Below are 12,260 nucleotides of genomic sequence, written 5' to 3'. Positions count from 1 at the left end.
TTCTCCTCCCGTTAAAGCCAAATCGTCAGATATCTCCGTGATCAGAATGCCAGCAGAACCTTGCAGCACGAACGCTGATCTTTCTCAAACAGCGTCAGCGCGGCTTCGACTTCGCTGGCAGGCATCCAGTGCGTCACCAGCTTTTCGGGCGCGATTTTCCCTTGCTCAATCCATTCAATCACCTGCGGGAACCGGTGGCTGTTCAGGCGTGAAGAGAACAACGAAATCTCTTTGCTGGTAATACTTTGCTGCGTCACCGAACTCGGTTCGCCGGAGAAACCCATCATGCCGATGCGTGCTGCCGGAGACGCCAGCAGAATGGCTTCCTGCAAGATCGCCGGATGGCAGGCGGCATCCACGATAAGCGTCGGGCGCACACCTTCTGCGGCCAGCACGTCGGCTACGCTGCGTTCTGCATTGTTGATGGTCCAGTCCGCGCCGCTTTCCTGTGCCATCTGAAGACGTTCTTCAATGCGATCGGTGACAATCACTTTCTGCACGCCGTAGACGCCTTTCAGTACCTGAATCACCGTCAGCCCCATCGGACCGGCACCGTACACCAGCGCGGTATCCTGCGGTGTCGGTTTGAGAAAGGCGGTGATATTGGCCGCGATAGTAAAGGGTTCGACCATGCTGGCGAGTTTGTCCGGAATGGCCGCAGGCACCACGTAGGCATTTTTCGCCGGTGCGCAGGCATAATCACTGAACCCCCCGTCACGGTGGACGCCGATCACCTGCAACTCGGCGCACACGTTCGGGCGGCCAATGGAGCAGGGATAACAATGGCCGCAGCTGACCACCGGATCAACAACCACGCGCTCGCCGATACGCGAGGTGTCTACGCCTTCTCCGACGCTGTCGATGTGCCCGAAGAACTCATGGCCGATCACCCGTGGGTATTTTGCGAACGGATTATGCCCGTGATAAATGTGCACATCCGAACCGCAAATCCCTGCGTAACTGACCCGAACTCGTACCTCACCGGCGGCAGGTACCGGCAAGGCACGTTGCTCGATCACCAGTTTTCCTGGTTCTTGTATAACGACACTGTTCATTATTCGCTCCCTTACCAGTTCCACAACGTACCGTCTTCCAGACGGGCCACCGGCAGATAGGCCGGTTCATACGGATATTTCGCTGCCAGCTTTTCGTCGAACTCAATGCCCAGACCCGGTTTTTCGCCAGGGTGCATGTAGCCGTTATCGAACGTCCAGTTATGCGGGAAGACTTCCAGCATTTGCTCGGAGTAACCCATATATTCCTGCACGCCAAAGTTTGGCACCCACAGGTCGAAGTGCAGCGCCGCCGCCATACAAACGGGTGAGAGGTCGGAAGGGCCGTGCGAGCCGGTACGCACCTGATACAGCGAGGCGAAATCAGCAATGCGGCGCATGCCGGTGATGCCGCCCGCGTGGGTAATGGTGGTGCGGATATAGTCGATCAGTTGCTCTTCGATCAGCTGTTTGCAATCCCAGATGCTGTTGAACACTTCCCCTACCGCGATTGGCGTCACCGTATGCTGGCGGATCAAACGGAAGCATTCCTGATTTTCCGCGGGTGTCGGATCCTCCATCCAGAACAGACGATAGTCTTCAATGCTTTTACCAAAGCGCGCCGCTTCGATTGGCGTCAGGCGGTGGTGCATGTCGTGCAGCAGGTGCTCGTCGAAGCCGAATTTGTTACGCACGGCTTCAAACAGTTTTGGTGTGAAATCGAGGTATTTCTCCGTCGACCACAGCTGTTCTTCTGGCCAGTTGCCTTTGGTGGCCGGTTCGTAGGCCAGCCCTTTGCCTTTCGCCATGCCGTAGGTGGTTTTCATGCCCGGTACGCCGCATTGCGCGCGGATCGCCTTGAAGCCCAGCTCTTTGTGTTTAGCGTAGTCATCAAGCACTTCATCCACCGAATGGCCGGTGGTGTGGCAGTAAACCATGACGCCGGTGCGCGATGCGCCACCGAGCAGTTGATACAGCGGCATATTGGCGGCTTTGGCCTTGATGTCCCACAGCGCGGTGTCCACGGCAGAAATCGCCGACATAGTGACCGGGCCACGACGCCAGTACGCGCCTTTGTAGAAGAACTGCCAGATATCCTCGATCTGATGCGCGTCACGCCCGATCAGTTGCGGGCAAACATGATCTTTCAGGTAGGACGCCACCGGCAGTTCGCGGCCATTCAGCGTGGCATCACCGATCCCGGTCAGCCCGCTGTCGGTAGTGATCTTCAACGTAACAAAGTTGCGCCCCGGACAAGTAACAAAGACTTCAGCATTCACGATTTTCATCGGTTATGACCTTCTGCAGTAAAGTAAGATGCATTTTCTTTGGCTATAAATACGCCACATGACAACTACCATACAAGTATGTTTATCGTTTTTTGCCGGGGAGGATCACACTTTGTTGCGGAAAAGTGAATATGAGGAGAGGCGGGAAACCGGCTGCGGGTGCGAATAAAAAAGCCTCCGCGGTGGGAGGCTTCGGGTGTTTCTATTGCGCCAGGCGCATCACTTCCTCCCATACCGCATCATCCACCGGGATCCCCTGGCTGCGGTTCTCACGGCGGTTTGATGCCGCCGTTTGCCCCGGATATCGCACATCGCGACTGTTTTCGGCGGGATCGGATCCATTCACGTAATCTGCCACGCTGTCGGCCATGCGTTCGGTGAACTCAGCGCCACCGAGTTGTTGCGGGTCGAACACCATGAAGATCTGACTGGCGCCGGTGCAGCTGCCTTTGCCTATTTTGTCGATCTCATTGGTGGGGGATCCGGCTGACAACAGTGCGGCCATGGCATCCAGCACAATCGCCAGACCGGAACCTTTCCAGTAACCGGTGGGCAAAATACGCATTGAGGCTTCGATCGGGCCCGGATCGTCGGTAAGATTTCCCTCTTTATCGTAGCCGCCGGGGAAAGGCAGTTTTTCGTTTTTCAGCCGGGTAACCTGTAATTTGCCGTAGGAATACTGTGACATCGCCATATCCAGCACGATCGGGCCTTTGGCGCGGGGCACCGCCATCACGAACGGGTTGTTGCCGACGCGGGTATTTTTACCGCCCCAGGCAGGCATGCAGGATTCAGTATTCGTCCAGCATATCGCGGCCATGCCATGTTCGGCTGCGTGCCAGCCATAACTTCCGCCGCGCATCCAGTGGGTGCTGTTTTTCAGTGCTACAATGCCGACGCCGTATTCCTTTGCCATCTCTGCGGCTTTTTCGACGGCGAACAGGGCGTTAGTGATGCCGATCCCCTGATGTCCGTTGTAAATAGCGATGGCACCCAGTGATTTTTCAAGCTCCGGTTTGGCATGAATATCAATCCAGCCCTTTTTGACATAATCCACAAAGCGCGCCACCCGGTTCAGGCCGTGTGAGGCAATGCCATCGCAGCTGGATTCGGTATGGATACGGGCGCAAACCCGCGCACTTTCATCATCCAGCCCGGCATTAAGCAGGGCGCGCTGGATTGTCTGTTGCATCAGGCTGAATTCAATTCTTTGCATGGTCGGCTCCGGTTGAGAGTTCAGGGGAAGTCGGGGAAGAAATGATGTCGGTTTGACTAAGAATATTATTATCGCCCCAGCATTTTTCGTAAGGCCAGCCGGTCAGTTGTTCGGCGATTAAACGGGTTTCAGGCGTGACGTCATATTTACTGCCACCGGCTTTCAGGCGTTCGATTTCATTAACCAGCAAGGCATGATTATGGCGGGTAAGTTTGAATTTCATTGAACTGTATAAACCGATCAGCAGGAAAATAACCGAACCGGCACCGAACACCAGCGTAATACCATAAACAGCTTCGGCAGGTTGAGTACTGCTTTTTGGGGTAAATCCATAATGCTGTAATAACAGCCCGACGCTGAATAACGCCACTGCCTGAACGGCTTTGCGCACGAAGGTCATTACCCCGGCGAATATACCTTCGCGACGTTTACCCGTGAGCATTTCATCCACATCAGGAATAAAGCTGTAGATATTCCAGCAAACATAACTGGTGCCGGAACGCCCGACGCCCATGAGAATAACGGACACATAAATCAGCGCCATATTATAAGGCAATTGCAGAAGATGAATGGCGATGAATAAGCCGACACTGGCTAACATAAACAGTTGAGCAATTCTGTACGATGCGCCATTTCCCCATTTCATACAGAGAAAAATAAACAGCGCGACACACACAAACTGAACCAGCGTCATTAATGTCATGGCGTTGGAGGCTGACACCGCATTCTGCCCGAGAACAAAAATGATGTAATAAGCGAGCACTGCACCGAGCACGTCGAGCGCGACATAGCCCCCCAGATACATGCCCACATGCTGGCGGAAAGTCCGCACTTTCATGGTGGAAACCAGGGATTTAAACAGGTGTTTCATGTCCCGTCGAAAAGAGAGCTTCGGCGCAGAAACATCCACAGGAATAGGGCGCTCCCAGGTGTAGAAGTACAACAGCAGGATCACCACGGCAAACAGCACGCCAAAAATGGCGCCCATAATCAGAAAAGAGGAAGAAGAGTCATCTCCGAGATACGCAATAATCCGTCCCGGTAACCATGCCGCTAATATTGCCGCGCCGGTAGAAAAGAACATTCTGACGCCGGTGAGTTTGGTGCGCATTTTAAAGCTGGAGGTCATTTCTGCTGCCAGCGTTTCATACGGCACAATGGCCAGCGTATAGGCAGCATAGAATAAAATATACGTGACCAGGTAATACCAGAATCCCATACCGCTGACCCACATAATAATGTAAGTCACCATAATTAACGGTGCGCCGAATAAGAAGAAGAATCCCCTCCGTCCGTATTTTTTACCCAGCGGGTTACGGTAGAAATTATCAGTGACATATCCCATCAGTGGATCAAAAAAAGCGTCAAGCAGACGTGCCGTCGCAATAACGGCTCCCGCCTCTGCGGGGCTTAATCCGGCATAAGTGGTATAGAAAAACATTATCCACAAACCCAATACCGCAAAACATCCGCCGCCGAAGAAATCACCTCCGCCGTACGCCAGCATATTTTTAAGCGATATCGGTCTTTCTTTATGATGATTAATCATGATGCCTCTGTATCCAATAAAATTGAGATAAATAAAAGTCATGAAAAGACACGAATAATAATGCCCGCAGAACTTCATCCGTGGACCTTCAGCGGCATAGGCAATGTAAACCTAGGTAATGCACAGCTACCATACAAGTATATTTATCGGGATTTAACAGGAGGGATCACAAAAACAGGGACGGATTTCCTCTGTACTGTAAGGCAGATCACAGTACAGAGAATGAACAAATGACAGGAGGGGAGAGGTTAGCCCAGCAACTCGCAATGGGGTGGCAACCGGCACTCGATGACTTCGGGCAGAACTTCAATGCGAAAATGTTTCCCGGTCAGCGGTTCGCCATCCAGATTGAAGGTCATGTCATGGGGGGCAGTGATTTCCAGCCACGGCAGATGGGCGGAGACGATATTTTTGTTTTCTTCGTTGTTGAGCAGGCTGCGAAGGAAAGACGGCAGAAGCTCTTCTGACGTCAGCAGACGCAGTTGCAGCAGGCCATCGTTGATCAGCGCTTCCGGGCAAATCTGCTGCCCGCCACCGGCCTGACGGCCATTACCAATGCCGATGACCAGGGCGTCGCCTTCCCAGCTGAAATCCGGGCCTTTGATCTCGCAGCGGTCAGCCTTCAGCGTATCCAGACGTAAAAGTCCGTGAATGAAGTACGAGACGCCGCCGAGTGCCGCTTTGAGTTTTTCCGGCGTTTCGGTGGTGATACGCGTACCAAAACCGCCCGTCGCCATATTGATGAAGAAATGTTTATCATTCACCTGAGCCAGATCGATGGCTTCTGCACGGCCTTTGATCGCCAGCAATAATGCCTGTTCAGGCGCCAGCGGAATATTACAAGCGGTCGCAAAATCATTGGCAGTGCCGAGTGGCACAATGCCCAGGATCGGACGCGGGCCTTCAAGTTGCGCCAGTGCGCCGGCCACTTCGTTGATGGTGCCATCGCCGCCACCTGCGATCACCGTGTCACACCCAAGGGCGACAGCTTCTGCGACGTAACGAAGGGCATCGCCGTATTCCCAGGTCACGCGGACAAACAGTTCGATCCCTTCTTTGCGCAGAGCACCGACGGCCTCACGCAGCTCTTCATTGCCTGCGCCTTTTCCATTCAAAATCAACAGTGCTGTGGTCATGTATGCTCCTCGTTTCTTTCTATAACTACCATAAATGATTAAGCGCATACTTGGCTATCAGATAAATGATCGAAAATCTCATTCATAAATGAAATGGTTGAAATTATATATATTTATTAAAGCTATTATTTCGGCGTCAATTTTATTTATTAATAGAAAGGAAAGAAAAAATAATGAGACAGGACGGCGAACATTCAGAGGGGATTGATTACCAAAAGAAAAGCCAGCTCAAGGGAGATTGAGCTGGCCAAGGAGGTGGTTCCTAGTGTAGTCCGGTGCTTTATTTTGCATTCGAAGTAAATTGCGAATGCATATTATCCAGCCCGGCAAGAAATAGATGTGATCAGTTTCTTGTTTTCAACAAAAGCCTTATTTCGCGTGCGGATTGCGCGTATCGGTTTCTTCCAGATTGCGCAACAAGATAGCGAATTCCAGGCTGACATCCTCCGGCAGCGCTGCATACACAATGTGCCCGTTGCCTGGCGCCACGTCGGTCGGTTGGCCTTTTTTGTTGCGCAGGGCCTCCAGTTTGAACTGGATGTTGCCCTGCGGCGTCATCATTTCCACGCTGTCACCGACGCTGAATTTATTCTTCACATCGATTTCCGCCCAGCCATCGACGCGGTTACCGGTGAATTCACCGACGAATTGCTGACGGTCGCTGACCGAGAAACCGTATTCATAGTTTTGCTGTGCGTCGTGCGTATGGCGGCGCAGAAAACCTTCGGTATAGCCGCGATGCGCCAGGCCTTCCAGCGTAGAGAGCAGCGTCGGGTCAAAGGGTTTTCCGGCAACGGCGTCATCAATGGCGCGGCGGTAAACCTGCGCGGTGCGGGCACAATAATAGAAAGATTTTGTACGGCCTTCGATTTTCAGAGAGTGCACGCCCATCCGGGTCAGGGTTTCAACGTGCTGAATAGCGCGCAGATCTTTTGAGTTCATGATGTAGGTGCCGTGTTCATCTTCGAACGCACTCATATATTCGCCAGGACGCATCGCTTCTTCCAGCATGAAGACTTTGTCCGTTGGCTGGCCGACGCCCAGCGTCGGTTCCACGGCATCCACCTGTTGTACCGGGATCGGTTCATGCTGATGCACGATACTGCCGATATCGTTCTCTTTGCCTTCCTGAACCTTATATTCCCAGCGGCAGGCGTTGGTGCAGGTTCCCTGATTCGGGTCGCGTTTGTTGATGTAACCGGAAAGCAGGCAGCGGCCGGAATACGCCATACACAGCGCGCCGTGAACGAAAATTTCGATTTCCATGTCCGGCACCTGGGTGCGGATTTCAGCGATCTCTTCCAGTGACAGTTCACGCGATAAAATGACCCGCGTCAGCCCCATTTGCTTCCAGAACTTCACCGTCGCCCAGTTCACTGCATTGGCCTGCACCGAGAGATGAATATCCATCTGCGGGAAGGCTTCGCGCACCATCATGATCAGCCCCGGATCGGACATGATCAGCGCGTCCGGCCCCATGTCGATCACCGGTTGCAGGTCACGCAGAAAGGTTTTCAGCTTGGCATTGTGCGGGGCGATGTTGACCACCACGTAGAACTTTTTACCCAGCGCATGGGCTTCATCGATGCCGGTTTGCAGGTTCTGATGGTTAAATTCGTTATTACGCACGCGCAGGCTGTAGCGCGGTTGGCCGGCATAGACCGCATCTGCGCCATAGGCGAAAGCGTAGCGCATGTTTTTGAGGGAACCGGCAGGGGAAAGCAGTTCAGGAACAAAAGAATCGGGGGTCAACATAGTCAATCTCAGTCTGATCACAAGTCAGGGCCGTCCCGTATGCGGGGCGACGAAAGGCCAGAATTGTAACGTCTGAGTTGATCAAAAGCAGCCGGTTAGTGTGGGTATTTGGGGTTTTACGGGGTCAGATCAATTTTTGGCGACTGAGGTTGCCGCAGGAACGTGACAACCTCAGGAAAAGGGCGATCAGGCAGTTTGCTGGGTCAGATCACGGATATCCGTGGTGCTCCCGTTTTTAACCACCGACTGCACGCCTTTTTTTGCTGCACTTTCGGTCGTGTACATTTCGCTCACGCCAATTACCTGATGGTTTTTGGCTTTCAGTACGAAGTAAAACTGACCGTCTTTTGACGGTTTCACTTCGTACTGCTCTTCGTGCGGGGCATTGTTTTGTACCGAGGTGATGCCGTTTTCCGCCGAAGCTTTACTGGCATACATTTCACTGGTGAGAATAATCTCTCCGTTCCCGGCCTTCAGGTTGAAGTGAAACTGTCCATTCTTTGCTTTTTTCAGATCATAGTGACCAGTTGCCATAAAAGTTATCTCCAGCAAGAGGGGGTGATTTTCCTGAGATAAGTGTAGTTAAAGAAGAATCTTTCGCGGCAATAAGAGGAAGTTATGGCATGAAATGTGAACCGGCCGACAGACTTTCAGTAACTTTACAAAACTGAAATGCCGGCCCGGAGTGCATCAGGCGAGGTGGCAGGGCTCCGCTTCCCAGCGATAACCGACGCCGTAAACCGCGCGGATAAAGGCTTTTTCCCCATCAAGGGATTCCAGCTTACGGCGAAGATTTTTGATGTGACTGTCGATGGTGCGGTCCGTCACCACGCGATAATCATCGTAGAGATTATTCAGCAGCACTTCGCGGGTAAACACGTAGCCCGGTTTCACCGAAAGCGTCTTCAGCAGCCGGAACTCCGCCGGTGTCAGCTCCAGTTCATGCCCCTGGAATGACGCCTGAAAACGCGCTTCATCAATGTGCAGCCCGTGGCTTTTCGTGAACGTTTCTTCAGGCCGCACGCAGCGTCGCAGGATCACTTTTACACGCGCCACCACTTCACGCGGGCTGTAAGGCTTGCAGATATAATCATCTGCGCCAATTTCCAGCCCCAGCAGGCGGTCAATTTCCTCGGTTTTCGCCGTGACCATCATGACGGGCACGTCAGAAAACTGGCGAATATCGCGACAGATTGACAGACCACTGCTGCCCGGCAACATCAGATCCAGCAAAATTAGCGCGGGTGGATGGGCCTTGACCTGGGCGATCACATCGTGGCCGTCCGCCAGCCACTGCGTGGCGTAACCTGCGGCCTCGAGATAGTCGATCAGCAACTGAGCGAGTTTCGGCTCATCTTCCACGATCATAATTTTTAACGGCGCAGGGCCGGACATTACAGAATCGTTCATCAGTTTCTCGGTCCATGTGGAACAGAAAGCGGCAGGACGACCGTGACACGCACGCCGCCTGCGGGAGAGTGGCTGGCGCTTATCTGCCCGCCGTGTGCTTCGACGATATTCTGGCAGATCGCCAGGCCTAAACCTGAGCCACCGCTGGCGCGATTGCGCGAGCCTTCGGTGCGGTAAAAGCGTTCAAAAATGCGCGTCAGCTGTTCATCGCTGATGCCGGGGGCGCTGTCCTGAAAGGTCAGACACAGCGATTTCTCACGGATTTCACCCAGGATTTCCAGCCCGCCATTGGGGTCAGTATAGCGCAGGCTGTTTTCCAGCAGATTATTGAAAAGCTGAGAAAGACGCTGCGGATCGCCGAACACCTCGGCGTGCTCCGGCAGCGTGCTGGTCAGGGTTAACTGTTTGCTGTGGAAACGATCGCGCGAACCGGCTTCTGCCAGCTGGACCAGATGCACGACATCGGTATCGACTTTGCGATAAGCCAGTGCGCCGGCATCAGAAAGGGAAAGCTGATGCAAATCATCCACCAGTTTGGTCAGGATCGACACCTCGGATTGCAGCGACTCCAGCGAGCCGAGGGTCATTTTACGCACGCCGTCCTGCATGGCTTCCAGCTCGCCGCGCAGCACCGCCAGCGGGGTGCGCAGTTCGTGGGAGATATCAGCCATAAATGCCCGCCGCATCTGTTCATTTTTTTCCAGCGTCATCGCCAGCTGGTTGAAATCCTGCGCCAGTTTGCCCAGCTCATCCTCGCTGTCAACTTCCACCCGGGTGCTGAAATTCCCCGCCGCAAGCTGATGAGTGCCGTTGACCAGCCGTTTGACCGGCGCGAGCATTCCACGGGATAAAAGCCAGGTCACGGCAGCAGCCAGCAAGGCGGTGAAGGCGACAATCATCCAGCTGGTGCGGCTTTGCTGGCGCTCGAAGTTAATATCGGCATCACGGGTCAGGCGTTCAGCCGGGGTGGAAATCACCGAACCTATCACCACGCCGTTGACCGTCATTACGCGGCGCGGCCCCTGCAGATCATGCGGAACCGGCTGATCGTAACCGCCGATGCGACGATCGTTACTGTCGAGGATCCAGAATTTAGTGCGCCAACCCTGTGGCGGCATTTTCGGGCTGCTGTTTTGTTCAAATGAACGCATGAGCTGATAAATCAGACGGTCATTTTTTTCCAGAAACTCCCAGTTGCCGTGCTGCCGGTACTGCTCCTGTAAAGTGTCTGCCAGCAACTCGACGCGCTGTTCGTTGCTCTGGCGAATGTAATCGATAAAGCCGCGCTCGAAGCTCATTCGCACGCCCCAGTTCATGGTAATAAGCACCAGCGCACAGGTGCAGAAGATGGCCATGAACAGTTTTGCGGTGATACCTGGTTTCATGATTTTCTCATTGGATCGGGAGAACCGGCCGCAGCGCGACGACGGTCAATAAGGGCATTTTTCTGCGCATCCAGCGGCACGCGTGAGAAGACCCAGGCGGGCAGGGCAATCACCAGCGCCATCGACATGTAGCAATACAAAAATGCGCTGTGCATTGCGCTGCTGCCGACGCTGACCTGCTGATGAGCAAACAGGCCGATGAGTATCCCCGCGACGCTGACGCCGAGGCTCATTGACAGTTGCATGATCATAGACAGCAAACTGTTACCGCTGCTGGCAAGGCGCGGCGGCAGATCTTTCAGCGTCAGTGTGTTCATCGACGAGAAGCGCAGTGAGTTCACCATTCCCTGGAAAAACAGCACCACGGGAATCATCCACACCGCGCCGTAAATCGCCACGAGCGGGAAGATAAGCGTAATCAGCGCCAGCAGCAGGGTGGCGATGACCAGCGCATGACGGTAGCCGAGCTGATTCACCAGCCGGACGACCACCCGTTTCATGCCCATACTGCCGAGCACCATCGGGATCATCATCAGCCCGGCGTGAAACGGCGTGAAGCCCATGCCGAGTTGCAGAAAAACGGGGGTCATAAACGGCAGCATCCCGCTGCCGATGCGGCCAAGAAAACTGCCGGTCAGGCCGATTTTAAACGTCGGCGTATGGAAAAGGCGCAGGGAAAACAGGGCGGATAAATTACCGCGGGCGTGCAGCCAGTAAATGCCCAGCGCGCCAAAGCCGACGACGGTCAGCAGCAGCAGTTCCGGCGGGGTCAGCCCGAGGCCACGGCTGCCGTCGAGCGCCAGCGTCAGGGTGGCCATGCACACGGCGAGCATCACAAACCCGCTGATATCAAAGCGGCGGGTCTGCATTTTGTAGTTCGGCATGATCATGAGTGTTGCGATACAACCGGCGATGCCCACCGGCAGGTTAATCAAAAATATCCAGTGCCAGCTGGCGTACTGCACCAGAAAACCGCCCAGCGCCGGGCCGAGCAGAGGGCCGACCTGACCCGGCAGCGTCACCATGGTCATGGCCGCCATATATTCACTGCGCGGCACGATTTTTAACACCGTCAGCCTGCCCACCGGCACCATCATCGCGCCGCCAACGCCCTGCACCACGCGGGACATCACCAGTTCGCGCAGGCTGTCGGACTGCGCGCACAGCAGCGAACCTAGGGTGAACAGGACGATGGCCGAAAAGAAAACCCACTTAACGCCGACTTTGTCCGCCAGCCAGCCACTGGCGGGCAGCATCACGGCCACGGTCAGGACATACGCGACCACCACCGAGTGCATGTGCAGCGGGTTTTCACCCAGGCTGTGGGCCATCGACGGCAGCGCGGTGTTAACGATGGTGGTATCGAGTGCCTGCATGAAGAAGCCAAAGGCGACGATCCACAACTGCCAGCGCACAGAGGGCGGCAGGGGGGCGGAGGGCAGTACGGTGTCAGTGTTTTCAGATTTCATCGGGTTATCGCATCAGCACAATCATTGTCGCGGCTTGCAGAGGGTCATCAGGCCAGACC

10 protein-coding genes are annotated in these 12,260 nt (G+C 54.4%); all 10 read right to left on the bottom strand.

All coding sequences use genetic code 11. The features are described from left to right. Nucleotides 1-41: 41 nt before the first annotated feature. Nucleotides 42-1,055: a Zn-dependent oxidoreductase gene (locus tag ACO0U8_RS12985; protein ID WP_421670925.1), complete on the bottom strand. Its 1,014-nt coding sequence runs from the start codon at nt 1,053-1,055 to the stop codon at nt 42-44. A gap of 11 nt (nt 1,056-1,066) precedes the next feature. Next, complete coding sequence (manD, locus tag ACO0U8_RS12980) at nt 1,067-2,281, bottom strand: D-mannonate dehydratase ManD (RefSeq protein WP_056781191.1); 1,215 nt, start codon at nt 2,279-2,281, stop codon at nt 1,067-1,069. Between the two features lie 202 nt (nt 2,282-2,483). Beyond that, nucleotides 2,484-3,497, bottom strand: a complete 1,014-nt coding sequence (gene yiaK, locus ACO0U8_RS12975) for a 3-dehydro-L-gulonate 2-dehydrogenase (protein WP_421670924.1) — start codon at nt 3,495-3,497, stop codon at nt 2,484-2,486. Further along, on the bottom strand, nt 3,484-5,046 hold the full coding sequence (locus tag ACO0U8_RS12970) for an MFS transporter (protein ID WP_056781651.1): 1,563 nt from the start codon (nt 5,044-5,046) through the stop codon (nt 3,484-3,486). The genes yiaK and ACO0U8_RS12970 overlap by 14 nt, the downstream gene beginning before the upstream one ends. 248 nt (nt 5,047-5,294) lie before the next feature. Further along, nucleotides 5,295-6,182: a lipid kinase YegS gene (gene yegS / locus ACO0U8_RS12965; protein ID WP_122097436.1), complete on the bottom strand. Its 888-nt coding sequence runs from the start codon at nt 6,180-6,182 to the stop codon at nt 5,295-5,297. Nucleotides 6,183-6,551: 369 nt separating this feature from the next. Beyond that, nucleotides 6,552-7,937: a tRNA 5-hydroxyuridine modification protein YegQ gene (yegQ, locus tag ACO0U8_RS12960; RefSeq protein ID WP_122097437.1), complete on the bottom strand. Its 1,386-nt coding sequence runs from the start codon at nt 7,935-7,937 to the stop codon at nt 6,552-6,554. A gap of 186 nt (nt 7,938-8,123) precedes the next feature. Next, nucleotides 8,124-8,471 carry a YegP family protein gene (locus ACO0U8_RS12955; RefSeq protein ID WP_122097438.1) on the bottom strand — a complete coding sequence of 116 codons (348 nt, stop codon included), beginning with the start codon at nt 8,469-8,471 and terminating at the stop codon, nt 8,124-8,126. A gap of 156 nt (nt 8,472-8,627) precedes the next feature. Beyond that, the gene (gene baeR / locus ACO0U8_RS12950; RefSeq protein ID WP_056781176.1) at nt 8,628-9,347 is read right to left on the bottom strand and encodes a two-component system response regulator BaeR; all 720 of its coding nucleotides are present in this window, start codon (nt 9,345-9,347) and stop codon (nt 8,628-8,630) included. Next, nucleotides 9,347-10,732 carry a two-component system sensor histidine kinase BaeS gene (gene baeS, locus ACO0U8_RS12945; protein WP_217204604.1) on the bottom strand — a complete coding sequence of 462 codons (1,386 nt, stop codon included), beginning with the start codon at nt 10,730-10,732 and terminating at the stop codon, nt 9,347-9,349. The genes baeR and baeS overlap by 1 nt, the downstream gene beginning before the upstream one ends. Beyond that, nucleotides 10,729-12,201: a multidrug transporter subunit MdtD gene (gene mdtD / locus ACO0U8_RS12940; protein ID WP_421670923.1), complete on the bottom strand. Its 1,473-nt coding sequence runs from the start codon at nt 12,199-12,201 to the stop codon at nt 10,729-10,731. Before mdtD ends, baeS begins: the two co-directional genes overlap by 4 nt. Nucleotides 12,202-12,260 lie beyond the last annotated feature (59 nt).

Source organism: Rahnella sp. EDr1-12 (assembly GCF_049206505.1).
In the GTDB taxonomy this organism is placed as follows: Bacteria; Pseudomonadota; Gammaproteobacteria; order Enterobacterales; family Enterobacteriaceae; genus Rahnella; species Rahnella rivi.
The sequence above is the reverse complement of the archived record's forward strand: the minus strand, read 5'-3'. Positions and strand labels throughout refer to the sequence as shown.